This window comes from Bdellovibrio bacteriovorus, assembly GCF_001592755.1.
GTDB classification, from domain to species: domain Bacteria; phylum Bdellovibrionota; class Bdellovibrionia; order Bdellovibrionales; family Bdellovibrionaceae; genus Bdellovibrio; species Bdellovibrio bacteriovorus_E.
The window spans coordinates 467,289-493,183 of record NZ_LUKF01000001.1 but is presented as its reverse complement, the minus strand read 5'-3'; the positions used below and the strand labels follow the sequence as shown (position 1 = coordinate 493,183).

Sequence of the window (25,895 nt, the reverse complement as noted above, 5' to 3'; positions counted from 1 at the left end):
CGTCCCTCGAGTATTAGCTCAAAGTCTTCAGTATCAAACTAGGCTTTGCAATTTTTGGCAAGGAAATATTCACCGCTGATTTCAACAGGGGAACTGCCGATTGCAGCAAGTCTTTGTCATCGCCGTGCAACGTGAACACAGTGTCGCCAGCCTTCACTTCGTCGCCGACTTTAACATGAAATTCTATCCCGGCTGTAGGCGCGATCACGTCGGTGGTCTGTGCACGTCCGGCTTTAATAATAATGCCCGCAATACCAATGCTTTCTGTGTGGAAGCCGTGCACATAACCGGCCTTTTCTGCGGTAATAGTCATTTTGTGTTGTGGTTTTGGAAGGGCTTTCAGATTTCCGCCATGGATCCCGCAAAGCTCTTCAAACTTCGCCATCGCCTTTCCTGAAGTCAGCATATCTAAGGCAATTTTATAAGATTCTTCAGCCGTGCGGCCAACTCCTGCCAAAAGCAGCATGTGAGCAGAAAGCTGAAGGCTGAGTTCGCGCGTGTCCTCATAAAGATCGTAACCACCCGGCCCCATGAACTTTTCATTCTTCATGATTGCAACGCATTCTTCGACTTCCAAAGAATTTCCGGCAAAGCGACCCAAGGGTTGGTCCATATTCGTTAGCAAAGATGTAACTTTCTTTCCATAACCTTTAGCAATCGCCATCAAATTCAAAGCGAGTTCTTCTGCTAAGGCTGGAGTTTTCATGAAAGCGCCAGAGCCGAACTTCACGTCCAGCACCAAACCATCAATGCCTTCGGCCAATTTCTTAGACATGATAGAAGCACAAATCAGTGGAAGGCTTTCCACTGTCGCCGTCACGTCACGAAGAGCATAGATCTTTTTATCCGCAGGGCAGATTTCTTTTGTTTGACCGATAAAACAAATCGCATGTTTGCGAACAAGCTCTACGAATTCAGGCAAAGATTTTTGCGTATTGAATCCAGGAATAGATTCAAGCTTATCTAAAGTTCCACCGGTATGGCCTAAGCCGCGGCCGGAGATCATCGGTACGGGCACACCAGCTGCGGCAACGATGGGACCAAGGATCAAACTGGTCTTATCACCCACGCCGCCAGTAGAGTGTTTATCGACTTTAAATCCCGGTACGGAAGAAAAATCCACAACTTCACCAGAGTGAAGCATGGCTTTCGTGAGTGAGAGAGTTTCCTCCGTCGTCATGCCCTTAAAAAAGGTCGCCATCAAAAGCGCCGACATTTGATAATCAGGAATCTGACCGCGCGCATATCCTAGAATAAATTCATTGATCTCGTCGTAAGAAAGTTCGCGACCGTTGCGCTTCGCTTTAATAATTTCTGCCGGAAGAAATGCCATTAGTAACCTCCTTGAACGGTGCCGCCCTGTACGATGATGATTCCAGAGCTTGTTCCCAAGCGAGTTGCCCCTGCATCAATCATCGCTTTGGCTTGAGCGATATCTTTAATGCCACCAGAAGCTTTTACTTCCAGCGCATCACCAACAACTGATTTCATGAGTTTGACATCATCGACGGTCGCACCACCACCGCCAAATCCTGTGGATGTTTTCACAAAGTGAGCCCCGGCTTCCATCGCCGCTTTGCACGCCAACACCTTGTCTTCGTTATTAAGAAGGGATGTCTCGATGATCACTTTCACCGTGCGACCTTGCGCCGCTTTCACGACGGCTTTGATATCATCTCGCACATAGTCTAAGCGACGGTCTTTCAAAGCGCCGACATGGATCACCATATCGATTTCGCCAGCACCGTTTTTAATAGCCGTTGAAGTTTCAAAAGCTTTGCTTTCTGTATCCATCGCTCCCAAAGGAAAGCCGACAACGCAGCAAACTTTGACGGAAGAGTCTTTCAGAAGTTCCGCACATGCTGGAACATAGGAGGTATTCACGCAAACGCTGAAAAAGCCGTGTTCTTTGGCTTCTGCACAGAGTTTTTCGATTTGCGCTAACTGCGCTTCAGGTTTCAAAAGAGTATGATCAATATAACGACTTAGTTGCACCGGGCACCTCAAGAGTGTTTAAATAAGAAAAGTTATCTTAGTTCGTTGCAGGAGGCAATCATGACGCCACAGAAGTGGACCTCAGTTTTATTAACATCCGTGATTTTGTTCACTTCCTCAGCTTCTTTTGCGCAAGCAGACAGAACGGTAAAAAGAAGTATCGCCACTGTTTTGTTTTCCAGTCTTGGCGGAGCCATCCTGGGGCTGAGCACACTTTCATTCTACGGTGAACCCGAAGAGCACACGAATAATATTACGACCGGAGCTTTGATCGGATTTGCGGCGGGCTTGGGTTACGTTGTTTATGACTCCTCGCGCCCCGCAGCTAAAACTTATGATTATTCCAATGTGTTTGATCAAGAGTTGAAAAGCAGAAGAGCCCTGGCAAATCTTGCCAAGGCTCCCTCAATAGTTCATTTTTCTTACGATTTCTAAATTAGCCAACTTTGGTGCGTGGGGCAGAGCCTCCGGCCATAGTTCCTTGAATCGTCGTATCTCCACCGCCAGCTTGACCCAAGAAAGTTTTTGCATCGGCTGCAGAAACTTTTCCTTTGCGAACCAAGTCTTCGATGTATTTTTCGAAAAGCACCATACCCTGACTTGAGCCTGTTTGCATGGCTGAAGGGATTTGATGGACTTTACCTTCACGAATCAAGTTCGAGATGGCTTTTGTATTACGCATGATTTCGTAAGCAGCCACACGACCTTGTCCATCGGCGCGCGAGAAAAGTGTTTGCGCGACAACTCCGCGCAAGCTTTCCGCTAGCATCGTACGGATTTGTTGTTGTTGGCCTGCAGGGAAAACGTCGATGATACGATCGACAGTTTTCGCGGCACTGTTCGTGTGAAGAGTACCAAATACGATGTGACCTGTTTCCGCTGCCGTTAATGCTAACGAAATAGTTTCTAAGTCACGCAACTCACCGACCAGCAAGATATCTGGATCTTCACGCAAGGCCGCTTTCAAGGCGTTCGCGAAACTTTTCGTGTGACTTCCCACTTCACGTTGATTCACCAAGGCTTTTAAGTTGGGATGCACGAACTCGATCGGGTCTTCCACCGTGATGATGTGCGCTTCACGAGTGGCGTTGATCTGATGGATCATCGCTGCAAGCGTTGTTGATTTACCGGAACCCGTAGGACCCGTAACTAAGATCAAACCACGATCGCAATCAATCATATCCATTACTGCTGGAGGTAAACCCAATTCTTGTGCCGTTTTAATTTTTTCTGGAATGATACGCATAACGGCGCCAAGACCTTTTCTTTGCATAAAGATATTGCAACGAAAACGTCCAATGCCTGAAAGAGTGTAAGCGAAATCCAGTTCCCATTTTTCGACAAAGGCTTTTTTCTGCTTCTCAGAAAGAATCTCGAAGAGCAAACCTTGTACGTCTTGGTTCGTCAATTCGCGATAGTTCAACGGAATCATGTTTCCATGGAGACGCAAATACGGAGGTGCACCGCTTGTAATGTGCAAGTCGGAGGCTCCTTGTTCCACCATGAGTTTGAACAGTTCATCAATTGTTGCCATCGTAATCTCCGGTAAAGGCTCTATTTCCATGATCTTTTCGGCCAGATGTGTTTCAATATTAAATATTATTTGCTCTCGGTCTTGTTTCTGGACTAATGAACTAGGGTAGGAGGTTGTTGTGTCAGCTGAAATTCTCATCAATGTGAGACCTCAAGAAACTCGTGTGGCCTATGTCGATGGCGGCATTCTTTCTGATTTAAAAATTGAACGTAAAACTTCGCCGACCTTGGTCGGGTCGATCCATCGCGGGACCGTCTTAAGAGTTCTTCCTGGTATGCAGGCGGCTTTCGTGGATATTGGTTTAGAAAAAGCGGCTTTCCTTTATGTGGGCGACATTCGTGAAGACGTGGACGACAACTTCCTTTCTGACGTCGATCGTGAGGAACCCTTGGAAATGGAAGGGGACGACGACAAACTTCCTTCTCACCAAAACAAGACTCCGATTCAGGATTTATTGAAAGAGGGTCAGTCCATTTTAGTTCAGGTGGCGAAAGATCCGCTGGGCACCAAGGGCGCGCGTTTAACGACACATCTTTCACTGCCCGGCCGTTTCGTGGTGTTTTTACCGACGGTGCGCCACTTGGGAATTTCTCGTCGTATCGAAGATGAAACAGAACGTGAACGTCTGCGTAAGCTTGTTCAAAAAATCAATCCTTCCGGCGGCGTGATCGTACGTACGGCAGGGGAGGGCGCATCGGAAGAGATGTTGAAGGCCGACATCGAATACCTAGATCGTCTTAGCAAAGAGATTTTCAAAAACTACGAAAAGAAAAAAACACCAGGCATGGTTCACACGGAGCTCGATGTTGAGTTGCGTGCGCTTCGTGATTTGATGTCCGAAGATGTGACAAGCGTGTGGGTTGATAGTATCGAGATTCATAAAAAAGTTGTGAAGTTCGTGTCCCAGTTCATGCCTAAGTACAAGCAGAACATCGTCCTTTACGAAGAGCAAAAACCTCTTTTTGATTTGTACGACATCGATATTGAAATTTCTCGCTCGATGGAAAGAAAAATCTGGTTAAAGTCCGGCGGTTACATTGTGATTGATGAAGCCGAAGCCCTTGTCGTTATCGACGTAAATACCGGTAAATTCGTCGGTAAAAAAGACCTGGAAGACACCATCTTAAAAACCAATCTGGAAGCGGTTCGCGAGACGGCCCACCAACTGCGCATTCGTAACTGCGGCGGTATCATCATCATCGATTTCATCGACATGGAAAAAGAATCTCACCGCGAAAAAGTTTTAGAAGCTTTAGCGGAAGAGTTGGGTCGCGACCGTGCACGCACAAATATCGTTTCAATGTCGCAATTGGGACTTGTGGAAATGACTCGTAAGCGCATTCGTCCAAGTCTTATTAAGACTTTGTGTGAGCCTTGCTCTTACTGTGATGGCAAAGGTTATATTAAGCGCAAATCAACTGTCGCGAATGAAATCTTCCGTGAGCTTGAGCGCGATGCCGACATGCTTATCAATAAGAAAACAAATGTCGTCATTCATTGCCATAGTGGCGTGGTGGATTGGATTTATGAAGTTGAGGGTGAAAGTCTTGAAAGCATCGAGAAAAAACTCGGTCGTTCAGTGGCTTTCAAGATCGAGCCTAACTACCACTTAGAGCAGTACGAGATTTTCTTTGTTTAGAATATTTTAGATTCTCTTCCTCAAATTTTTGGCGAAGAGATTCTGCTGTTTGTTCAAGGTGCTCTTCCAAAATCATTTGAAAAAGTTCGTCAGCATTTATTTTGTAAAGTTTTGCGAGGCTTTTTAGAGTGGTGACGGGGGGAAGAGAAAGACCGCGTTCCCAATTTGAGATGAACTGAGGGGTGTTGTAGCCGAGGTGGGTGGAAACATCTCCCTGAGAGAGATTTCTAGCCTCGCGAGATTTTTTCAGAAACTCCCCAACCTTCTTCATCGAGAACTCCTCACCTTGTTTTCAATAACCCTAAAATTTCTTTTTAGAGATTGCATCACGCGCAGCAGTACCTACCTAGCCTAGACCGGGTTACCTTCCGTCCATAGTTATTCCATAAAAGCGGTTTAGAACCATGATCAAATGCCGATGTAATGTTTATGAAGGCGATTCAACTCCTTATTCTAACTTTGCTTTTTCCATTGTCGGTGCTTTCTGCCGACATCAGTTTGTCATGTTCGAAATTTTTAGGAGATTGCGAACGAATTCCTGAACCCTTAAAGCTGGCCTCGGAAATGTGTAAGGCCGAGCAAAAGCTTGCGGGCTGCGAAAACCTGGCGAAGTCCGACCCCGAAGTCGCTTCTTCTATTCGTTCATGCTCCCCAGGTGCAGTTTGTGATTCAGGTCTAATGAGACCCATAGATCAGTTGAAGGGATGTTTTTCCGGCGCTGTCGAAGTAGGTAAAGATTTTTGGGAAGCTCTTTCTTCAATCCCTGATTTAGCAGGAAAGGGAGCAGCCAATATTCGTGAATGTTGGAACAGTCCCGAGTGCCGCTCAAGCACGTTTGATTCATCAATCAAAACATATTCAAAGGCTGTGATGTTCTCAAATCCGATTTTAGCACCACTGGCTTTATGGAGAATGCGCCAAGATGGTTCGCTTAGCGACGCCGACCTTAAGAAGATGTCTGAGGTTTCATTAAACCTTTTAGAAAAAGGAAAGCAATACCTAGAAAAGCAAGGTGTGAAGCTTGCGTGTTTTAATAACGAAGCTCAAGCCGAGATGCTTTGTTACGGTGTTCTTTCTGTCGTGAGCCCTGGAAAAGCAGTGAATGTTTTAGCGAAAGCGCCGAAGCTTGCAAAACTTCTGCAAGCGGGTGGATTGGCCGCTAAAGAAACGGCGGTCGCAAGTAAAGCAGGCGAAGCGGCCGTGGATTTAGCAAAGATGGCCAAGCTTTCAAACGCCGAACGTATCGCAGAGGCTGAAAAATCTTTGGGCCGTGCTTTGACAGCGGAACAAAAAGAGGCCTTGGTCAAAGCTCACGAAATAGCTTCAGAGACCGGGCGTGGTTACGGAACTTATTCTGCAGCCGACTTAAAACAGAAAGCAGATCTTTTAAAGGCCGCAGGTTTTTCTGATGTTGAACGAAATCAACTGATGCGCCAAGGAATTGCCGGCATGTATGGCGATAGCTATAAAGCTCGAGTCTACTTCAATCAAACACGCTTGGAAGCCGACAAGCTTCGCACGTCCAATAAGATAGAAGAAGCGACGAAGAAGTATAAAGAGTCTGCTGATTCTTATGAAGTCTATTTGAAAGATGCGAAAGTGCAGAAGTCTGAACGGGATTATCTAGTAGGTTCAGGCATTAATGCCCAGGCCGGCCGTTACGATAAAGCGGCGGAATATTTCCTGGAAAGCAAAAGTGCCATCAGAAACAGCAGTGAGAAGGCCGAAGTCATCTTTGAATCTTTGCGCCGAGAAAAAGATGAGCTGCGCGTTATTGCCGCCAAAGCTCGTACAGCGGGTACTGAGAAGGCATATAAAGATCACATGGAGATGATTAAAGCTCTTGTAAACAACCCGAAGGTGCAACTGAGCGACGCGATTAAGCGTGAACTTTTAAGGCCCTAAAAGTAGCTAAGTTGCTGAAAAAACAGGCTTTTCTTTTAACCCTAGACCCCTCTAAAAAACTGCAACAATGATTTGCATTTAAGGGGGGCCAAAGCTATTCTCTTTTTCTCCCTTTTAAAGCTGAAAAAAATAGCATGTATTAGGTTGACAAAACCTAGTGCGAGGTGGCATTTACCATTGGCTTAATTCGGGTAGCTGGAGGTATTTCATGTACGCGATTATTCGTACAGGCGGTAAGCAATATAAAGTTCAAGCTGGTGACGTTCTTCAAGTAGATAAGCTTGAGCAAGCACTTGGCGCAGAGTTTGAAATCAACGAAGTTTTGATGGTTGGTGGTGAGTCCACTGCTGTTGGTCAACCTCTTGTAAAAGGCGCGAAAGTAACTGTTGTAGTTACAAAACAAGCTAAAACAAGAAAACAAATCGTCTTCAAAAAGAAGCGTCGTCAAGGTTACAGAAAGTTTGCAACTCACAAACAAGAGTTCACAGAGCTTTTTGTTAAGGCGATCTCTTTCGACGGTAAAACTGCGAAAACAGATGAATCTGCAAAAGTAGTAGACGTAGCAGCAGTTCGTGCAGAAAAAGCACAAGCTCGCGTAGCAGCTCGTAAAGAGCGCGCAGCGAACAAAGGAACTGCAGAAGTTGTTAAAAAAGCGGCTAAAAAAGTAGCGAAAAAGAAAGTTGCTAAAAAAGCAGTTAAAAAGACTGCAAAAAAAGCAACTGGCGCTAAGAAAAAAGCAGCTAAGAAAACTTCTAAGAAAGCATAATTTTTAATTCTTAAGAGAGGTTAGTCATGGCAAGTAAAAAAGCCGGTGGTAGTACAAAGAACGGTCGTGATTCACAGAGTAAACGCTTAGGTGTAAAACGCTTTGGTGGTGAAAAAGTTCTTCCGGGAACAATCATTGTTCGTCAACGTGGAACAAAATTCCACTTGGGTAACAATGTTAAAATGGGTCGCGATTACACGATCTATTCTGTTGTCGAAGGTCTTGTTAAGTTTGAACGTTTCTCTAAAGAGCGTTTCAAAGTTAGTGTTTATCCAAAAGCTGTTTAATCGTTTCGATTAATCAGTTCTGATAAGCATCAAGAATTTTTCATACTGAAAAGGAGCCACCTCAAACTGGCTCCTTTTTCTGTTTGGGCCTCACCCCACATCTTTTCCCCCTATAACGCTTTCAATGTCCTTACTCTGGCATGCCCATCTCAGTGAATCTGTGATACAGCCGTGACCGTTGGTGCTATATGAAGTTTATCGATGAAGTAAAAATATCTCTTGCGTCAGGCCGAGGTGGTCCTGGTTGCGTCAGCTATCGCCGTGAATCGCTTATGCCTCGCGGTGGTCCTGATGGTGGTAACGGCGGAAAAGGCGGCGACGTCATTATCCGCACGTCTAAACATATCAATTCTCTTGTCGATATTCGTCAGAACAAAAGATATGCGGCACAAAATGGCCAGATGGGTATGGGTCGACAAAAATCCGGTCACAACGGTGAAGACCTTGTGATGATTGTTCCTGAAGGAACAGTGATTCGTACTCTTGAAGGCGAAATCATTGTCGATATGACGGGAATTTCTGAATACGTTTTGCTTAAAGGCGGACGTGGCGGAATGGGTAACGAGTTTTTCAAAACAAGTGTGAATCAAGCTCCGGACTACGCACAACCTGGCGAAGACGGTGAAGAGATTGAAGTTAAGCTTGAGTTGAAATTGATCGCCGACGTGGGAATCATTGGTTTTCCAAATGCTGGAAAGTCCACTTTGATTTCGCGCATCTCTGCGGCTCGTCCGAAGATCGCGGATTATCCTTTTACAACTTTGACTCCGAACTTGGGTGTCGTCAAAGCCGGTGACTACACGTCATTCGTCGTTGCGGATATCCCAGGATTAGTGAAGGGCGCGCACGAAGGTGTGGGATTAGGAATTCAATTCCTAAAACACATCGAACGCACACGTCTTTTCATTCACTTGATTGATGCTTCCGGGATGTCGGGACGTGATCCAGTGGAAGACTATTTAGATATTAATAACGAGCTTAAGATGTACGACACCAACAACGAAGACAAAGAAGGATTCTTCCCTCTTGCCACGCGTCCTCAGTTTGTTGTGCTCAACAAGATCGACACATTAAGCGAAACACAACTGATGAAACTTAAAAATAAGTTCAAAGATATTTCGGGCCAAGAGCCTTACGCAATCTCGGCAGTGACGGGCAAAAATATCAAAGAATTTATTCAAGAACTTGCTCGTCAAATCATGCAAGAGGAAGAAGAATAATGAAAATAGGTATTTTTGGTGGAAGTTTTAATCCACCGCATATGGGCCACATCAACGCTATTCAAACAGTAGCGAAAAAAGTCGGCCTTCAAAAAGTTCACATCGTTCCTGCAGCTCAAAATCCTTTGAAAACTCCGGTTGAGGGTCCAACAGCAGAACAACGTTTGGAACTAACTCGCCTAGCCTTTGAACAATATGGCGAGACTTACTTCGTAGACGATCAAGAAATCAAACGCGGTGGCATGAGCTACACGATTGATACAGTTTTGAATCTTCGTAAAACTTACGATGCGAACGATCTTTATTTGGTTGTTGGTGCAGATAAGTTCGAAGAGCTTTCGCAATGGAAAGACTATCAAAAGCTTCTTTCAGAAGTGAATTTGGTTGTAACAACTCGTCCTGGTTACGAAACTCCAGAGTCTTTGGATGAAATGCCTGGCTACTTAAAGCCAATGGTTTCCGACTTTGACTTCAACTTTATCGAGTTGAACACGGGTCGTAACATTCAGTTCATCACTTTGCGTGATATCGAAATTTCTGCAAGTGAACTTCGTAAGTGGTTGCGCACGGGTAAACCGGTAGAAAAATATCTTCCGCTAGCCGTTGAATCTTATATCAAAGATCACAAGCTTTACCGTAACTTGGGTGACCGTATCGGAGACTTCAAAAAGTTCTCTGAATTCTGCGCGAATGTTTTGTTCGCAAAGAAAGGCATCAATGTACGTGGTTTTGATTTAACTGGTATTGCCGCGCCAAGTGAATACACTTTGATTGCTTCAGGTACTTCGACTCGTCACGCGGCTGCTATGGCTGAAAACATCGTGATGGCGGTAAAAGAAGAATACAACGTGCATCCACAAAGTGTGGAAGGTATCGACGAAGGACGTTGGGTTCTTGTGGACTACGGTTCTTTGATCGTTCACATCTTCTATGATTTCGTACGTCAGGAATACAGTCTTGAAAACCTTTGGAGAGAAGGCAAAGACCTTGGTTTCAAAGATCCTTACTTGGGTAAGGGCGAGGCTCAGTAATCTATGAAATTCATTTTGTACAATCTCGCGACGGCCAAAGAGGCTTGGGCTGATGAGGTCAGCGAGTTGTACAAAAAGAAGATCTCTTTCTTTATTCCTTTTGAAATTCAAAGTTTGAAAGCAAAAAAATCCGCGCGCGAAGATGCGGATTTTAAACGCAACGAAGAATCCGAACTCATTCTTAAAAATATCAATAGCGATGACTTCGTCGTTCTTTTTGACGAACGCGGCTCTGCTTTTGATTCGATTCAGTTTTCTAAAAAAATCGAAAATATTCTGGGAAGCTCTAAGAAGCGCGCTATTTTTATTATTGGTGGCGCTTTCGGTGTGAACGAAGACGTTCGCAAAAGAGCCGATCTGAAGGTGGCTTTGTCACCGATGGTGATGAATCACTTAATGGCGCAGGCGATGAGCTTAGAGCAAATCTACCGCGCCTTTACGATCATCAAAAAAATTCCATATCACAATATCTAGTGAGCTACCGACCAAGGCGGGAATTCACCCAATTCCTTGTAAGGATCACGACCCAACTCTTTTACGCGGTCCCATTCGTATTCCAAGAAGGAAACTTGTTCGCTCACAGCTTCTTTTTCAGTCAAAGCATGAGGCTTCACGCAATCTTGCGAAGGATCGAAAGTATCTTTGTGACAGATTGTATACTGAACGTTGGAGCGGCTGCCGCCGACTTTGTCGTTCCACTCTGTTAATTTCAATGGACGGGATGGCTCAATTGCAGGATCAAAAACGTAGGCTTCGTTGCCCACTCTGTAAGTGACAGCTACGTGATACCACCACATAACATCACCGGTGGGTGAGTTCTTAGTGATTGCGTGCAAATTTCCGAATACGAAAATCTTCTTAGGTGCCGGGAAGTTGTGCTCAACCAATCCGATCTTTGCCATTTCCGCGCGAGCATAACAGCCGTCATCAGGATACATCCAAGTCAAACGACGAGGGAATGAGGGATCTTCTGTTTGAAGAAAACGAGTGTCGCGAACATACTTGAATTCACGCTCAAGATCCGCGTAAGAACCCACGTCCGGGATTTCGCTAAGATCCAAATTCTTCAAAGGTTTTTTATATCTATCAACCGGAGAACCAAAAGACATCTCCTCTTGATGATCATCAAACGGCGATGGAAATGGAGATGGAATTTTGAAGTTCCAATTGAAGAGATGGCGATCACGAGCTTGTTGATAAGTTTCACCGGACTTGCGCACTGGCGAAAGACCACGATGAGCCGCGAAGGCTTGAAGTGAAAGACCTAAAGTCAGAATCAGAGCAAAAAGTTTCATGATTTCCCCTCTAGTCAGTTTCTAGGCCTGGCCGCAAAAGCTGTCAAAGAATTTGCAGTAGAAGCACTGTGATGAATCCAACATTTAATTTATTTAAGAAACACCTGTCGTGCTGTCTGAATTGCGGATCTTTCTTGGTCACGAAGGGAAGGTTTTGTAGATATTGTGCTCTAAAACTCGATCGCTGGGAGCAATCCACTCCGATTTTGGTGCCGCCATTTCAAGTGCGCGCTCACTATAGTTGGGATCCAGGAAGAAGTGACATTCTTTCTCAACTCGTTTTATCGCTGAAGGGAACCGGAAACGAAGAGGCTTGGAGGTATTACGCCCAAGATTTCGCTCGAAAAAATTTATCGAACCTCACTTCCAACCGTCGTATCCAAGTGGTGCCTGCCCCGGCAAAACGTATCGATCAAAAGGACCACTCTTTTGCCTGGGCCCAAGGGCTTGCGGAGTCATTGGGAGCGAGTTTGCACCCCTGTTTGGAGAAGCTTTCCAAGCACCACCAGAGGGGTGCGGACCGTGCCGAGAGGGCTCTCATCGAGATGAGGCTTCGTGAAAAATCTACAAGCCCTGTGGACTTTGCGCCTGAGACGCTTTGGATTTTTGCCGATGATGTCTTAACTACGGGGGCTACAGCGAGGGCGGCTCACATAGCCTTGGGGTGCCCGGCCCATTTTGAGGTTTGGGTGCTAGCCCATAGGAGGCTCTCTTGCGGAGCGTCCAGACATCTGCTATAAATCGCGAATGTTTAAAAGAATCAGTATCTTGTTTTTCCTTATGACCTTTTCCTGGGGTGTTTTTGCAGCAACGGGGAATGGGACTCTTCAAAAAGTATCTAAGAAATATCGTAACGCCAAGCTTGTGGAAATGAGCGTGGAAAAGTCTGTGAAGTCAGAACTTCTAGGCAAAGAAACAAAGCACGAAGGAAAAATCTTTTTAGCAAACGGTAAGTTCCGTTGGGAAAACACGAAACCAGAGCAAACTCTTTTGGTTTTCGATGGTTCCACAATTTGGAGCGAGCAAACTCCTCCAAAAGAATTCGGCGGGCCTGTCCAAGTAGCTAAAGGCAAGGTCGATAAAAAAACCAGGTCGCATATTTTGATTTCTTCGCTTCTGGGAACGGATCTAGAAAAGAACTTCAAGGTTCAGAAGGAAGAAAAAGCGGGCGACCTTGTAAAGCTCGATGTAACCCCGCTATACGACGATCTGACGGTGAAGTCGATGCAAGTCGTGATAAACCCGAAAGACAGCACACTGAACGAGATTTCTTATAAAGACGATATCGGAAATCTAACGACGCTGAAGTTTTCGGACATCGAGTTTAAGAAAAAAGAAAAGAAAAGTTTATTTAAATACCAACCGCCTAAAGGTGCACAGGTGACGGATCTATGAAACAAGAGACAACTCAAAACAACAAAGTTCATTTTATCTCTTTAGGTTGTCCAAAGAATCTTGTCGACAGTGAGATCATGGCTGGCACTTTGATGAAAGACGGCTACCAAGTTGTTGGCGAGGCTGAAGATGCGGACACCGTGATCGTAAATACTTGTGGTTTCATCGAAGATTCTAAAAAGGAATCCATCCAAAGAATTTTGGATATGAGTGATCTAAAGCAAGAAGGCAAAATTAAAAAAGTCGTTGTCGCTGGTTGCTTAACTCAGCGCTATAAAGACGACCTTGTTGAAGGTTTGCCGGAAGCTGATCTTTTCGTAGGTTCGGGTGAATTCCAAAATATCGCTAAGATCCTAAAAAATTCAGAAGCTGGTGACACGAAGAAAACTTTCTTCAACCTTCCTACTTATCTTCAAGAGGAAGCGACTCCACGCGTGAACTCGCAACCGGGTCATCGTGCTTATTTGAAAATCTCTGAAGGCTGCATGAAGCGTTGTGCTTTCTGTGCCATTCCTTTGATTCGCGGAAATCTTCAATCTCGTTCTATCGACGCCATCGTGGCCGAAGCAAGGCTTCTAGTTGCGGGTGGTGTGAAAGAGCTTATTATTATCAGCCATGACTTCACGGACTACGGCTGGGACATCCGTCGCAAAGATCCAACGCGCAAAGAAAGCCCGGTTGAGTTATTGAAAGCTTTGGATCAAGTTGAAGGTCTTCAGTGGATCCGTTTGATGTACTTGTATCCAGATGGAATCACTCCAGAGATGGTTCAAGTAATTAAAAATAGCAAAAAGATCGTGAAGTACTTCGACATGCCTTTGCAGCACATCAACGACGCTGTTCTTAAGAGCATGAACCGTAAGATGACTCGTGACGAAGTCGAAACGGCGTTGATGAATATCCGCGAGCACATCCCTGAAGCTGTGATCCGCACTCAGTTCATCGTAGGTTTCCCAGGCGAAACCCAAGAACAGTTCGAAGAACTTTTGCAATTCGTCGCTGAACAACAATTCGACCGCGTAGGTTGCTTTAAGTATTCTCCAGAAGAGAATACTCCAGGTGGCCGCATGGAAAATCAAATTGATGAAGAAACAAAACAGTATCGTCACGATGCTTTGATGGAAATTCAGCAGAATATTTCTCGCGAAAAACATGCGGATTTCGTAGGTAAAACTATCGACGTGATCGTTGAAGGTTTTAGTGAAGAGACAGACTTGCTATTGCAAGGCCGTTTCTGGGGTCAAGCTCCGGATATCGATGGTGTTGTGCTTATCAATGAAGGTGATGCGCAAGTCGGCGATATGGTTAAAGTTCACATCACCGACAGCATGGAATACGACCTTTTAGGTGGTATCGTTACTGAAAACTAGAACGTACAGGTTTCGGAAGCGTCTTCAAACTTTCCGATCCACTGAGAGTTCTTCTGGTTTCTTAAAATTGTCGTGGCTTTTCTAAAGGCCACGGCATTTTTTTTGTCATACTTGCAGGCGTTCTTAAACGCGATCAAAGCCAGATCAAATTTGCGAATTTCAAACGACGAAGTAGCAAGTCCCAACCAAGAGCGGGCCGCTTGCGGATCTGCCTCTGTACCTGCCTTATACTGTTTCATCGCATCGACATAGTTCTTTTGATCTTCTAAGAGCTTTCCATACTGATATTGCGCCAACTCTGACTTAGGAAAGTCTTTAGAAGCTTTCTTGAGCGTTTTTAAAGCCACGTCGTCTTCACCCAAGGCCTTCTGGCTAATCCCAAGGTAAACGTAACCGTCAGCGACTTTAGGGTCTTTACGAATGGCTTCATTGCAGGCATGAACCGCTGGCTCATAAGTAGCATCCATCGTATTGATTTCGCAAAGTTTGCGCAGATATTGAGGACGAGGTCCGATGTTCTGAACCATGTCTTGATAAAGGATGCGCAACTCATAAAGATTTGGCGGCTCTCGTTTTTCGTAAAGGTCAATCAAGCCATCATAAGCCGGCTCATACTGGGGATTCAGTTCGGTGGCTTTTTTATAGCTTTCCATCGCGTCTTTGGTTTTGCGGCTCATGACATAGGCATTACCCATGAGTGAATAAGCTTCAAAATCTTTTTCGTCTTTTCCGATAAGGACATTCAAAGCACGCAACATCTCGTTCGGTTCTTTGCGTTTTTCATGGGCCTTTGCTAGCAGAACCAAACCTTTGCGATCAATTTTATCGACGTGTTTCCACAGAAGCAGCGTCGCTTTTTCGTAATCTTCTTTTTTGTAAAATTCTTCTGCTAGTTGAACGATCAAAGCGCCATTTTTAGGGCCGCTGCGGATTTCCTTTTTTAAGCGCTCAATCTTTTGATCTGAAGTTTCTTCGCTGGAATTTGTAGATACGGTAGCCGCCACGGTTTCTGGGATTTTCGCATCAACCGGAGTGGGTGTAGTTTGCGTTTGAGCCGCAGGACTTACTGGAGCCGGAGATTCTTTAGTTGGTTGTAGGGCCGTCTTAGCTGCGGGTGCTGGTATAGGCGACGGAGCTGGAGTGGCTTTCGCTGCCGGAGCAGAAATTGCTTTCGCCGGAGTCGAAGTCTTTTTCTCTGTAGACTTCGGCGCCGATGAAGGTTTTACCTCCGCAGAAGAGTTTGCGTCGAGCTCTTTTTCGAAGAGAGAGAATTCATCCTTACTCTGGCCTAAAGCCTGGGGAGTGTATGAATATGAGACAAAAGCCAAGAACAGGATAAATAAGGAACGATTGAAATTCAGTCCAGTCATCATATGTTGTATTATGACCTAAATGCTCGTACGAGTGAAGAAATCTCAATTTACTTCTAGACTTGGGAATAAACAAGGTCAGGCCGTGATCGAATACGTTCTGATGTTGGTTATTACTGTCTCTCTGATTTTGATGTTAGCAAATCAGATCTTCAAACCGTTTGGGCAATTTGTTGATAACTACATGGGAAAATACGTCGCCTGTCTTCTTGAGTACGGCGAACTTCCTACTCTTGGCAGCGATACACCCTCTGTCGTTGATGAAGATTCTGAGTGCGATAAAAAATTTCAGCCGGGGACCCTGACTAGTGGAAGACCCCCTAGTAATAACAACGGCGGTGGCTCATCGGGCGATGGCTCTTCATCCAAGAACAACTCTAGTTCGAGCAGTTCCTCTGATGGAAGTAGCGGCGGATCTGGTGGAACATACGCCGGTTCTTCTTCTCGCCGCGGCAGCTCCTACATGAACCGAGGACGTCGTCCTTCTTCTGGTGTGGAAACTGGGGGGAATGCGCAAGGGGGCGGTAAGGTCGTTGAAATCGCCTTGGACAATGGTGGTAATGGGGGCTTCTTTAGAGCGAGCAATGGGGGCCGTTACGTCGCTCCTCAAAGAAAAAGAATGTCTGTGGGCATAACCGGTCTGACAGAGTCAGAAAGAAAGAAACTTGAAAAGAAGGCCGACGGCACAGGGGGGCGTATTGTTGCCGGCGAATCCGTAAAGCCACCACCTAAGAAAATTCTAGTTAAAAAGCCCGAAATTAAAACGACGGTCCAAGAAGATGAACCCATGACGATTGGAAATTTTATACGTTATTTGTTCATTGCGGCGTTGGTCATTGCGCTTGTGATCTTTATTGGCGGTCAGGCACTGCAAATGTCTAAGAGCGATTCCGGATAATCTGCGTCGCGTTTAGAAATTCTTCATATAAATTCTTAAGTTATCTGTCTTTGCTTTAATTGCTTGAAACACTCCGATCTTTCATGGATACAGCCTTCATCGACATAAGGGTGGGGGATCGTCTTTGGAAAATGTGGTTGAAATCAATCGCAAAAAAACATTCACGTTGCAGGAAGCGCGACGTCTTTTGCCGCTGATCTATCGCATGACTGATGAGGCAAGCCGCCAAGTCAAAACTCACCTGAATCGCATTGATGCCTTTTCCGACAAGTCGCATCCATCAGTGGGAGCTATCGAAGCTGAAATCAACGTCATTATTGACCGTTGGCAAGTCAAAGTCGAAAAGTTGGGAGCCGAACCGAAGGGTCTTTGGATGGCGGACTTTGACAACGGCGATGGCTTCTATTGCTGGAAGTTTCCAGAAGTCGAGATTAATCACTGGCATGGCTACCAAGACGGGTTTTCTGGGCGTATAGTGATTGAATGAGAATCGCTATTGCCCAAATAAATCCGACACTCGCCGACTTCCAGTTTAATAAAGAAAAAATTTTAGACTTCATTCGCCAAGCGCAACAGCGCAAGTGTGATCTTGTCGTATTTCCTGAGTGCGCATTGTTCGGCTATCATCCTTTCGATCTTTTAGAGCGTTCAAAGGTCGTTGCTAAACAAGAACAAGAATTAAAATCCCTGCTTTCAAAAATTCCCAAAGACATCGGCGTTATTTTTGGATTGATTACGAAGAATCCGAAAAAAATGGGACGTCCCTATTTCAATAGCGCTGTCTTTGCGGCAAAAGGTCAAAAACCTCGATTTTTCCACAAACAACTTTTGCCTACAGGCGATGTTTTCGACGAAGCCCGCTTCATTCAACCCGGTGATCTTTCTAAGAACTACTTCACTTGGAAGGGGAAAAAATTCTTTCTTACAATTTGTGAAGATATTTGGGGCTGGCCAGACAAAGAAGGTCGTTCGCCGTATGTGGTGAATCCATTAGCGCAGGTAAAAAAACAAAAGATCGACATGGTGATCAACCTTAGCGCGTCTCCTTATTTTGTCGGCAAGATGAAGCAGCGGGAATATGTCGTCAGTAAGACAGCTCGGTATTTCAAAGCACCGATGATGTATGTGAATCTTGTAGGTGCTCAGGATGAAATTATTTTTGATGGCGCAAGCTTCGTTATCGATAAAAACGGAAAGAAAGTTCTAACGTGTCAGTCCTTTGAAGAAGATATCAACGTTATTGATATCGACACGATGGAAGTGTGGAATAAAACGCCGAAAATAGATGTGACAGAAGAACTTCGTCGCGCACTGGTATTAGGCATTCGTGATTTCTGTGCAAAAACGGGAATGAAAAAAGTGCATCTTGGACTTAGCGGAGGAATCGACTCTGCGGTTGTTGCCGCATTGGCAGTGGATGCGCTAGGTCCGTCGAATGTAACAACGATTGGACTGCCTGGTCCTTTCAACGCTGAAAAAAGTCTGACTTTGGCGAAAGACTTAGCAAAAAACTTGGGTGTTGATTTCAAGGTTGTCGAGATCGGCCCTATGTATGATCAGGTTGTCAAAGGCCTTGAAAAAGGAATCGATCTAAAAGATTTCGGATTGGTTCATGAAAACCTGCAAGCTCGCTTGCGGGGCTTAACTTTGATGGCGTTTTCAAATAAAGAAAACAGCATGCTTTTAACAACGGGAAATAAAAGCGAATACGCCGCGGGATATTCCACATTGTACGGAGACATGTGTGGTGGTTTAGCTCCTCTGGGAGATCTAACTAAAGAACAAGTCTATGCCTTGGCTCGTTATTACAACCAACAAGGTGAAGTGATTCCAGAAGAGATCATCACGCGCGCTCCTTCCGCAGAACTTCGTCCAAATCAAAAAGACCAAGACAGTCTGCCGCCGTATGAAGATCTTGATAAATCTGTGGCTTACTTAGTGGAAAGATCAGGTCCGGCGAAGACGGAGACCGACAAATGGTTGTTGCCTGTACTTATGCGCACGGAGTTTAAGCGTTGGCAGGCTCCGCCCATATTGAAAGTATCACCACATTCTTTTGGTCGCGGTCGTCGCTATCCGATTGCTCACAAAGCTAAAGAATAAAAAAAAGCCCTGATCACTCAGGGCTTTTTAGTTTTAAATTTTCAAAGAAAAATTAAACGCCGAAGAAATCCATTTGTTTTGGCTGGCGCACGATTTGTGGGAAGCGAAGTTCTGGTTTGCCTGTTAGTGCCACAAGGTTTGTCACTTGTGGAGGTTGGCCGCCGATAGAAATTCTTTTCACCATTTGGTGGAACAAGTGACCGCAATAAGAGGCATCTTCTTCTGCTCTATGGAAATCCGTTGTCGGGATTTTCAAGTGCTGAACCAAAGTTCCAAGTTTGTAGTTTGGAAGACCCGGGAACACTTTTCTTGCGATAGGAAGTGTATCAAGGATCAAACCTTTAGGAGCCGCAGCTTCATACTTTTTGATATCCGCAGTTAAAAACTGAGAGTCAAACGGCGCATTGTGCGCGACAAGAATATCGTCACCACAGAATTCTGCAAACATCGGCAAAAGACTTTCAATGAAAGGCTTACCTTTAACCATGTCGTCACTAATACCATTCACCGCCGAAGCGCCTGGAGGAATAGGACGTTGTGGGTCTACAAGTGTTGCGAAGATCGCCTCAGGTTGGCCGTCAATGAAGCGAACAGCCCCGATTTCAACGATTTGGTCTACGCCAGGAACAGTTCCAGTGGTCTCTAAGTCAAAAGCTATGAATCTCATGGATTTATTGATACAAAATGGAGAGAGCGGTTTCAACAAAAGAGTCGTTCTTTGAAGGAGTTCCTAGCCGTGAAAGGCACTAAGTCTGGAATATATATAACCTTTTTACCAGACCACCCAGATGTCCCGGTGAGTCATAAGGATGAAACCGTCCTGGAAGTCGCTTTGCGCGCGGGAATTAAGATCAGCCATACCTGTGGCGGCAATGGAACTTGTGGAACATGTTTAGTCCATGTCCGTAAAGGTCTTTCGGACGTCGGTCCTCGTAACGAAATAGAAAGCGAAATGGCGGAAGACCGAAAATTTTTAGATGAGGAGCGCTTAGCCTGCCAAACTCCACCGATTCAGGGTTTGGAAGTTGAAATAAGACTTAAGGAGTAACGTAAAAAGGATTCGTGTAAATCCAAGTGATCCATTTTTTGGCGTCAGGAAGTGGTAGCATCGGGCTGACACGCACCTGCACTCGGTAAACTCCCGGCTCGGGGATCTGATAAACAGTTTCGGGATCGTTGATTCGTGCCGCCACTTCGCCGTTCTTAATTATGATGATTTCAAAAAAATCTTTGGGTTTGACCGGCAAGCTCACTTTCAAAGACATGTTTTTTGAAAACTTTATTTCCGAACCCATTAAGTGAGATTTGTTTTCGCTCTCGATGGTAGCGACGAATCCTTTGGGATCTCCAAGCATATCAAGAGCGATATAAAAATTCCCGCTTTTTAAAGCATTGAAAATTTTCGTGCGATCACTGTTGAAGCTACCGGTGAGCTCCGACTTCATTAAAACGTGATTGCTCATAAATTCAAAAGAGCGCTTGTAGCTAGGAAAGCGAATGAAATAATTCGCGAGTGGAATAACTCGGGCTGAAGCTTCGGTTCCGCCATAGACGATAATGCGACGTTGCTGACTCATTTTATCTAACAACGCGATTTCATCTGTGGGCTCAGTGTAAAGCCGAAGGAATGACAAGCGTGGATTAAATGGATAGATCAATAAACTCCAGATCGTGGAAATTTTTGATTCTTCCCAGGCACGATTCACCAAGCTCTTCATATTTAGAAGTTCAAAACCATCAAGGCCTTCGGGAATTTCACCACTCCAAGAATAGCCGGCTTTGTAGGGATGAGTGAGAATCGTTAATGATTCTTTGCTGGCGCCCGTTTTTTGCGAAAGCAGATCGGCAAGTTTTACTTGAGCTTCGCCCAAATTACTTCCGATGCTTTCTTGATTTAACGAATAATAAATTAAACGAGAATCAAGATAACTGTACTTACCAGCAGAAAAAACCAAAAGATTTCCGTGATAGGATTCAAACGTCGTCGGCATATTGAAGATGTTCAAGTCGGTGAACATCAAAAAATCCAAGTTCGCTAATTTTGCAGAGGCGATAACGAAACTTGCCGGGGCTGAACCACTGCTTAAATCTGTGTGAACATTCATCACGCCTTTGTAGTCATTTAAATTCTTGGCGTGCTCACGCGTGATCTGTTGGGGCACGACGGAAACTTCGTACTGATTTATATAAAATCCGTAAAGGAAGTAAGTAACAAGCAAGAATGAAAAAGCACCAAAGAGTTTGATCATTTTGTGAATTCCAACAAGACAAAATCTGGAGATATCTTTTTAATCTCTTTCATCTGCCATTGTTGTTCGGAAATCCAAGAAGGTAAACCATTTCTCTCGCGCTTCACTAAATAAAATCTGCCTGATGTGGGTTGCGCTTCAGGAAGAGTGTCAAAAAAATCAAAACGACTGATGTCTTTTAATTTAAATGTTGGAACTTTGCTGAAATACCATAATGAAGCCGCCATTTGATAGGAGCTTGCGTACAGCGGGCTGTATTCGCGAGCCACGGCACTGAGTTCTTGAAACTCATAAGGTTCGTTAACTTTATCATTCATCTTGCGAAGTGTGGGTGTAAAAAGTGTTGCAAGCACAATAGCGATAATGCTTCCCCAAAAAATGACATAATACTTAAGCCACTTCTGAATTTTTTCGTGAAACAAGGCTAGGCCTAAAACCGCAGGATAACCGATGATCGGCCAATTGGCTTCCACAAGGGCGCGGAAAGAAGTCAGAAAGAAGAACAAAAGAGGTCCCCAACCGAAGTAATAAAGCCAACGCAAACTTGCAGGAACTTTTGAACGCAAAGCCGCCCAGAATACTAACGGGAAAAGAATCAGTATTTGGCCAAGGACGTAAGAAAGCGTCCATTCAGGATTATAGCTGCTTTTTTCTAAGCCGTGTTTCAACTGAAATTCAAAAGAGGCGAAGTTGTTTTGAACGTTCCAAAGAATCACTGGTGCACAGAAAATTAAACCCGTGATGACCGTAAGTACCACACCTGAAATGCGCACGTCTTTCCATTTTCTTTCGGCAAAGAGATAAACTAAAAGGCAGGGTACAAAGAGAACGATGTGATATTTTGCGCAGAAGCCTAAGCCTAAACTTGCCCCTAAGGCGGCGTAAATTCCCAGTGATTTTCCTTGAAGTGCTTTGAGTGCCAATAAAATCGATAGCGACCAAAAGAACATCACCGGCAAGTCGGGCGTAACGATCAAAGATCCAAATCCTAAAAGGGGAGAGAATAAGGCCAGATAAACCCACACCTTGATCTTTTCAAACGGAACATGATCTTTCAGGATGTAATACCAAACCGCCAACATTCCATGACCTAAAATCACGGCGGGCCAACGAACGGCGTGCATGAAAGGTTCAAAAATTTGACCTAGATAAAATAGCCAAGCGACCATCGGCGGATGATCGAAATAACTTAGCTGAAGTCTTTGTGACCAAACCCAGTAATAGGCTTCGTCGGCACTTAGCGGAATAAGTGCCGCCAGAATCAGTTTTACAATAAGGCTGATAGCCCAAATGCGGCGGAAGTCTTTCAAGTTTAGTAGCTCAACTTAATGGGCTTACCCAAATCACCTGGGATGCCGATTTCTCTTCCATTGTGGATCAAGTTGACAGCGCCACCGTTAGAAAAGCTGATGCGAAGGCCACTTTTGCTTTTAAAAGTATGAACTTGCTCAGCAGATAGACGGATCTTTTGCGGCTTGCCGTTTGGAGCAGAGTACTCAATTTCCACTGTATCCAAAGCTTCTACGATAAGTTCGACGGGTTTATTCGTCTCTTTCGGTGTGGGCGACGGAGTCGGCGAAGGACTTGGTGTTGGACTTGCCGTCGCTACCGGAGTAGCCGTCGGGCTTGGCGTAGGACTTGCCTTCGGAGTCGCTGTTGGAGTTGGTGATGCCGCAGCAACCGGTGTTGGTGAAGGCGTTGGAGTTGGCGTCGACACAAGAGGCGAGGCTGTTGGTGTTGGAGAAGCTTGGCTTGATGGCGCTGCTGGAGTTGGGCTTGCCGTTAAGTTCGTCAGGGGACTTGCATCTCCATTGGTATCAACATCAGTCACTGTCGGCGTTTCAGCCGTTACCGGTGTTGCACCTTCCATTGTTTGCGCAACTTCACCGCTTGGAACTTCAGCTTCTTTTGAATACTTGTCGATCATCTTTTTTGTGAAAAGAATAAGACCGATAAGCACGACCCCTACGCCAATAATAGCGATGGTCTTCGTGGACTTATTTTCTTGAAGGGATTTTAAATCCGATTTTCCAGACGAAGCAGGCGCGGTACGACGAATCGGCGTGACCGTGGCTTCGGCATCCGTCTCTGCTGGTTTCTCAGTGCTTGTAACACTTGAACTAGTACGTGTTTCCGTAACTTCAGATTTAGGAGTTTCTACTTCACGGATATAAGGTTTTGGTTTTGTTGAACCCATCTCTTCATAGAACACTTCCAAAACCTTGTCTGAATCCAGTTGCAGGAAATTTGCGTAACTTTGTACGAAACCGCGCAAGAAAGTTTTCGCAGGCAATTGAGAATCATCACCTTCTTCGATGGCTTTTAAAACCTTGCTGTTGATTTTCAAAGAAAGACCAATTTCATGCAGAGACAGGCCTTTTTGCTCACGGGCTTTCTTTAAAATTTCACCGGTTTTTTTCATTAATGTCCCTTTCGAATCAAGCTGAGCATGCCTTTGGCTTTTTCACGGTATTTCCCAGTAGGGTAATACTTTATAAGCTCTTCAAAGCGAGCCACCGATTTGGATTTGTCTCCAAGGCGGTAGTAAGCCAAAGCACTGTAGTAGTGAGGTTCATCATAAAGGCTTTTTTGACAGAAGCCGATCGCGCGATCCAAAGTTTCTGCCGCGCGAGCATAATCTTCAGTTTCAAAGAACGTACGGCCGAAGTAAGTGTTCCCAATGCAGTCATCGGGATTTACGTTGAGTACTTTTGTGAAAGCACTGCGCGAACCAGTGAAGTCCTTTTGATTGAATTTCGCCAGACCCAAATTAATGTAGGCTTTTTCTGGTGTCGGGTAAGTGAGATCTGCTAAAACAACGCGAAGTTCTTTTTCCGCATCCGCATATTTTCCTTGTTCAATTAAGACGCGAGAAAGATTGTTGCGGGCTTCAGTGTACTTGGGCTCAAGCTCTAAAGCTTGGTGCAAATGTTTTTCGGCTAAATCATAACGTTCACGGAAAAAGTAGACGAGACCCAAGTTGTTCTGAGTCGCCGCATTTTTAGGATCAAGTTCTTCTGCTTTAAGAAGGTCGCGAAGCGCATACGGATAGTTACCGCTTTCCATTTGAGCAGCACCCATTCGCAAGTACAAATCAGCTTTTTGCTTGTCCTGACTGGCACATCCAAGTGCAGATAAAAGAGTCAGTGCGAGAATCCATTTACGCATGTTAAAAAGGTATCATTTGAAGACTAAGAGTCAACCCTGAGCTCTGCAATAGTCTCAACATGGTCGGTCTGAGGGAACATTTCAAAGGTTTGCACCCTTGCTAACTTCGCCGATTTTCCTAGCTTCTGCGCCCAAGCAAAGAACCAGTTAAGATCGCGGGCCAAAGACACCGGATGACAGCTGATGTAGATGATTCTTTTCGGAGCCGCCGAGGCCAGGGCTCGCATGATGTATTCACTGGCTCCCGCACGAGGAGGATCCAGTAAAACCAAGTCTTCAGTCCCGATTTGAGCGCGTCGCATGTAGTTTTCAACGTCGGAAAGGAAGTACTTCATACGTTTTTCTTTGATTTTGCTTTTCGCGCGTTCAACGAGCTTGGGATTTAGCTCCACTCCGGTGATCATGGAAGACGAATACTTTTGTGCCAAAGGAAATGTGAAATTTCCCGCGCCGGCATAAAGATCGAAAACATTTTTGAATTCATAATCACCAGCCCAGTCTAGGGCGGTGCGAACCAGGTCTTCGTTCTGAAAGCGATTCACTTGAGAAAAGCCAATGCCGTCGTCCTCATCCGTGATAAGGCCGTGGCGAACTAGACCTTCCTCCGAGATGTACATTTCAAGACGAAGCAGTTCTTTGGTATTCTTTTGCTGAGCCCAAGCTTTCACTTCCGCGAACTTTTCGGTCAAGGCCTCTTCAGTAATCGGACAGTCGGTGATTTCAACAATATCGTGAGAGTTTCGTGCAAAGAAACCAAAACGACCGTGTTGGAACTTTGGTTGAATGCGGTTGCGATATCTTAAAGAACGGGGACTTTTTTGAATTGGCAGATATTCAAATTCCAAAGAGGGATTGAACTTTTTTAGAGTTTCAAAAACCAATTTCTCTTTTTGTGCGAGCTGTTCTTCTTCGGTGATGTGCTGCCAGTTACAGCCACCACAAACGTTGGCAACCGGGCAAGGAGGCGTTCGGCGAGATGCTCCCGGATTTAGAACTTCCAGGATTTTTGCTTCGACAAAATTCTTTTTGACCAAAGTGACTTCGGCCAAAACTTCTTCATTAGGCGCTGCTTGAGGAACGAAGACAACCATGCCCTCGTGTCGAGCGACTCCAGCACCGCCAATGGCAAGCTTTTCAATATTCAATCTGATCTTTGAACCAAGAAGGGGAGCTTGCGCTCCCCCCTTGTTTGATTTTGCAGACATTTAAAATCGCAATTTCAGTTTAAATAATTAAACGTTGCAGATTTCTTGTTTTTCGAAGAACAAAGCAAGTTCGCGAGCTGCAGAAGCTGCAGAGTCAGAACCGTGAACTGCGTTTTCACCAACGTTGTCGCCGAATTTAGCGCGAACTGTTCCAGCGTTAGCTTTTTTAGGATCAGTAGCACCCATGATTTCGCGGTTTTTCAAAACTGCGTTTTCGCCTTGCAAACACATCAAGCAAACGGGGCCTGAAGTCATGAAAGAAACTAGTTCGCCAAAGAAAGGACGTTCTTTGTGTTCAGCATAGAACTCTTCAGCTTTAGCTTTAGAAAGAATAGTGATTTTCGCAGCAGCGATTTTCAAGCCGTTTGCTTCAAACATGCTGATGATGTCGCCGATAGCGTTTTTCTTCATTGCATTTGGCTTGATGATTGAGAATGTTTGCTCGATAGCCATGGTATCTCCTTG

Annotated in this window: 27 protein-coding genes; 14 read left to right on the top strand and 13 right to left on the bottom strand. The window is 45.0% G+C overall.

Features of this window, described 5'->3' with window-relative positions; all coding sequences use genetic code 11:
- Nucleotides 1–13: 13 nt before the first annotated feature.
- Both AZI85_RS02480 and deoC read right to left on the bottom strand, forming a co-directional pair.
- Nucleotides 14–1,333 carry a thymidine phosphorylase gene (locus AZI85_RS02480; protein WP_063242569.1) on the bottom strand — a complete coding sequence of 440 codons (1,320 nt, stop codon included), beginning with the start codon at nucleotides 1,331–1,333 and terminating at the stop codon, nucleotides 14–16.
- Nucleotides 1,333–1,995 carry a deoxyribose-phosphate aldolase gene (gene deoC / locus AZI85_RS02475; protein WP_063242568.1) on the bottom strand — a complete coding sequence of 221 codons (663 nt, stop codon included), beginning with the start codon at nucleotides 1,993–1,995 and terminating at the stop codon, nucleotides 1,333–1,335. The genes AZI85_RS02480 and deoC overlap by 1 nt, the downstream gene beginning before the upstream one ends.
- A 60-nt stretch (nucleotides 1,996–2,055) precedes the next feature.
- Between deoC and AZI85_RS02470 the strand changes: the two genes are divergently transcribed.
- The gene (locus tag AZI85_RS02470) at nucleotides 2,056–2,430 is read left to right on the top strand and encodes a hypothetical protein (protein ID WP_063242567.1); all 375 of its coding nucleotides are present in this window, start codon (nucleotides 2,056–2,058) and stop codon (nucleotides 2,428–2,430) included.
- Between the two features lies 1 nt (nucleotide 2,431).
- Here the strand turns inward: AZI85_RS02470 and AZI85_RS02465 are convergent, their stop codons facing one another.
- Nucleotides 2,432–3,529 (bottom strand): type IV pilus twitching motility protein PilT, encoded by a 1,098-nt coding sequence (locus AZI85_RS02465; protein WP_063242669.1) that lies wholly within the window; start codon nucleotides 3,527–3,529, stop codon nucleotides 2,432–2,434.
- A gap of 118 nt (nucleotides 3,530–3,647) precedes the next feature.
- Here AZI85_RS02465 and AZI85_RS02460 point away from each other — a divergent pair, with 118 nt between their 5' ends.
- Nucleotides 3,648–5,168 carry an Rne/Rng family ribonuclease gene (locus AZI85_RS02460; RefSeq protein ID WP_063242566.1) on the top strand — a complete coding sequence of 507 codons (1,521 nt, stop codon included), beginning with the start codon at nucleotides 3,648–3,650 and terminating at the stop codon, nucleotides 5,166–5,168.
- On the opposite strand, the gene AZI85_RS02455 is transcribed toward AZI85_RS02460, so the two are convergent.
- Nucleotides 5,128–5,439, bottom strand: coding sequence for a helix-turn-helix domain-containing protein (locus AZI85_RS02455; RefSeq protein ID WP_063242565.1), 312 nt, complete (start codon nucleotides 5,437–5,439; stop codon nucleotides 5,128–5,130). The genes AZI85_RS02460 and AZI85_RS02455 overlap by 41 nt on opposite strands.
- A gap of 158 nt (nucleotides 5,440–5,597) precedes the next feature.
- On the opposite strand from AZI85_RS02455, the gene AZI85_RS02450 reads away from it, so the two are divergent.
- The 6 genes from AZI85_RS02450 (at nucleotide 5,598) to AZI85_RS02425 (ending at nucleotide 10,851) form a co-directional block, all read left to right on the top strand.
- Nucleotides 5,598–7,073, top strand: coding sequence for a hypothetical protein (locus AZI85_RS02450; protein WP_172795290.1), 1,476 nt, complete (start codon nucleotides 5,598–5,600; stop codon nucleotides 7,071–7,073).
- 208 nt (nucleotides 7,074–7,281) lie between these two features.
- Nucleotides 7,282–7,839 carry a 50S ribosomal protein L21 gene (gene rplU, locus AZI85_RS02445; protein WP_063205655.1) on the top strand — a complete coding sequence of 186 codons (558 nt, stop codon included), beginning with the start codon at nucleotides 7,282–7,284 and terminating at the stop codon, nucleotides 7,837–7,839.
- A gap of 26 nt (nucleotides 7,840–7,865) precedes the next feature.
- Nucleotides 7,866–8,126, top strand: a complete 261-nt coding sequence (rpmA, locus tag AZI85_RS02440; protein ID WP_011166148.1) for a 50S ribosomal protein L27 — start codon at nucleotides 7,866–7,868, stop codon at nucleotides 8,124–8,126.
- A gap of 188 nt (nucleotides 8,127–8,314) precedes the next feature.
- On the top strand, nucleotides 8,315–9,346 hold the full coding sequence (gene obgE / locus AZI85_RS02435) for a GTPase ObgE (protein ID WP_063205651.1): 1,032 nt from the start codon (nucleotides 8,315–8,317) through the stop codon (nucleotides 9,344–9,346).
- Nucleotides 9,346–10,377 carry a nicotinate (nicotinamide) nucleotide adenylyltransferase gene (nadD, locus tag AZI85_RS02430; RefSeq protein ID WP_063205649.1) on the top strand — a complete coding sequence of 344 codons (1,032 nt, stop codon included), beginning with the start codon at nucleotides 9,346–9,348 and terminating at the stop codon, nucleotides 10,375–10,377. The genes obgE and nadD overlap by 1 nt, the downstream gene beginning before the upstream one ends.
- Before the next feature lie 3 nt (nucleotides 10,378–10,380).
- Nucleotides 10,381–10,851: a 23S rRNA (pseudouridine(1915)-N(3))-methyltransferase RlmH gene (locus AZI85_RS02425; RefSeq protein ID WP_063242563.1), complete on the top strand. Its 471-nt coding sequence runs from the start codon at nucleotides 10,381–10,383 to the stop codon at nucleotides 10,849–10,851.
- Here the strand turns inward: AZI85_RS02425 and AZI85_RS02420 are convergent.
- The gene (locus AZI85_RS02420) at nucleotides 10,848–11,672 is read right to left on the bottom strand and encodes a protein-glutamine glutaminase family protein (protein ID WP_063242562.1); all 825 of its coding nucleotides are present in this window, start codon (nucleotides 11,670–11,672) and stop codon (nucleotides 10,848–10,850) included. The two genes, AZI85_RS02425 and AZI85_RS02420, sit on opposite strands and share 4 nt — an antisense overlap.
- A gap of 747 nt (nucleotides 11,673–12,419) precedes the next feature.
- On the opposite strand from AZI85_RS02420, the gene AZI85_RS02410 reads away from it, so the two are divergent.
- Together AZI85_RS02410 and rimO are read left to right on the top strand one after the other, a co-directional pair.
- Nucleotides 12,420–13,067 (top strand): LolA family protein, encoded by a 648-nt coding sequence (locus tag AZI85_RS02410; RefSeq protein WP_063205641.1) that lies wholly within the window; start codon nucleotides 12,420–12,422, stop codon nucleotides 13,065–13,067.
- Nucleotides 13,064–14,437 carry a 30S ribosomal protein S12 methylthiotransferase RimO gene (gene rimO, locus AZI85_RS02405; RefSeq protein WP_063242560.1) on the top strand — a complete coding sequence of 458 codons (1,374 nt, stop codon included), beginning with the start codon at nucleotides 13,064–13,066 and terminating at the stop codon, nucleotides 14,435–14,437. Before AZI85_RS02410 ends, rimO begins: the two co-directional genes overlap by 4 nt.
- On the opposite strand, the gene AZI85_RS02400 is transcribed toward rimO, so the two are convergent.
- The gene (locus AZI85_RS02400) at nucleotides 14,434–15,810 is read right to left on the bottom strand and encodes a tetratricopeptide repeat protein (RefSeq protein ID WP_063242559.1); all 1,377 of its coding nucleotides are present in this window, start codon (nucleotides 15,808–15,810) and stop codon (nucleotides 14,434–14,436) included. The two genes, rimO and AZI85_RS02400, sit on opposite strands and share 4 nt — an antisense overlap.
- Before the next feature lie 82 nt (nucleotides 15,811–15,892).
- Between AZI85_RS02400 and AZI85_RS02395 the strand changes: the two genes are divergently transcribed.
- From AZI85_RS02395 to AZI85_RS02385, 3 genes are all read left to right on the top strand, one after another.
- Nucleotides 15,893–16,705, top strand: a complete 813-nt coding sequence (locus tag AZI85_RS02395; protein ID WP_253720800.1) for a hypothetical protein — start codon at nucleotides 15,893–15,895, stop codon at nucleotides 16,703–16,705.
- A gap of 133 nt (nucleotides 16,706–16,838) precedes the next feature.
- Nucleotides 16,839–17,192, top strand: a complete 354-nt coding sequence (locus AZI85_RS02390) for a DUF2203 domain-containing protein (RefSeq protein ID WP_253720807.1) — start codon at nucleotides 16,839–16,841, stop codon at nucleotides 17,190–17,192.
- Entirely contained in the window at nucleotides 17,189–18,808 is a 1,620-nt protein-coding gene (locus AZI85_RS02385; RefSeq protein WP_063242556.1) for an NAD+ synthase, read from the top strand. Before AZI85_RS02390 ends, AZI85_RS02385 begins: the two co-directional genes overlap by 4 nt.
- A 52-nt stretch (nucleotides 18,809–18,860) precedes the next feature.
- Here AZI85_RS02385 and AZI85_RS02380 read toward each other — a convergent pair whose 3' ends face one another.
- Complete coding sequence (locus AZI85_RS02380; RefSeq protein WP_063206602.1) at nucleotides 18,861–19,475, bottom strand: 3'-5' exonuclease; 615 nt, start codon at nucleotides 19,473–19,475, stop codon at nucleotides 18,861–18,863.
- 129 nt (nucleotides 19,476–19,604) lie between these two features.
- Between AZI85_RS02380 and AZI85_RS02375 the strand changes: the two genes are divergently transcribed.
- Nucleotides 19,605–19,856, top strand: coding sequence for a 2Fe-2S iron-sulfur cluster-binding protein (locus AZI85_RS02375; RefSeq protein ID WP_063242668.1), 252 nt, complete (start codon nucleotides 19,605–19,607; stop codon nucleotides 19,854–19,856).
- Here the strand turns inward: AZI85_RS02375 and AZI85_RS02370 are convergent.
- From AZI85_RS02370 to ndk, 6 genes are read right to left on the bottom strand one after another with little or no spacing between them, the layout of a single operon-like run.
- Nucleotides 19,846–21,057: a hypothetical protein gene (locus tag AZI85_RS02370; protein ID WP_155723892.1), complete on the bottom strand. Its 1,212-nt coding sequence runs from the start codon at nucleotides 21,055–21,057 to the stop codon at nucleotides 19,846–19,848. The two genes, AZI85_RS02375 and AZI85_RS02370, sit on opposite strands and share 11 nt — an antisense overlap.
- Complete coding sequence (locus AZI85_RS02365; RefSeq protein ID WP_063242555.1) at nucleotides 21,054–22,367, bottom strand: ArnT family glycosyltransferase; 1,314 nt, start codon at nucleotides 22,365–22,367, stop codon at nucleotides 21,054–21,056. The genes AZI85_RS02370 and AZI85_RS02365 overlap by 4 nt, the downstream gene beginning before the upstream one ends.
- A 2-nt stretch (nucleotides 22,368–22,369) precedes the next feature.
- Entirely contained in the window at nucleotides 22,370–23,479 is a 1,110-nt protein-coding gene (locus tag AZI85_RS02360; RefSeq protein ID WP_063242554.1) for a helix-turn-helix domain-containing protein, read from the bottom strand.
- Nucleotides 23,479–24,225: a tetratricopeptide repeat protein gene (locus AZI85_RS02355; protein WP_063242553.1), complete on the bottom strand. Its 747-nt coding sequence runs from the start codon at nucleotides 24,223–24,225 to the stop codon at nucleotides 23,479–23,481. The genes AZI85_RS02360 and AZI85_RS02355 overlap by 1 nt, the downstream gene beginning before the upstream one ends.
- Nucleotides 24,226–24,248: 23 nt before the next feature.
- Nucleotides 24,249–25,430, bottom strand: a complete 1,182-nt coding sequence (locus AZI85_RS02350) for a class I SAM-dependent RNA methyltransferase (RefSeq protein WP_063242552.1) — start codon at nucleotides 25,428–25,430, stop codon at nucleotides 24,249–24,251.
- A 27-nt stretch (nucleotides 25,431–25,457) separates the two neighbouring features.
- Nucleotides 25,458–25,883 (bottom strand): nucleoside-diphosphate kinase, encoded by a 426-nt coding sequence (gene ndk, locus AZI85_RS02345; protein ID WP_063242551.1) that lies wholly within the window; start codon nucleotides 25,881–25,883, stop codon nucleotides 25,458–25,460.
- Nucleotides 25,884–25,895 lie beyond the last annotated feature (12 nt).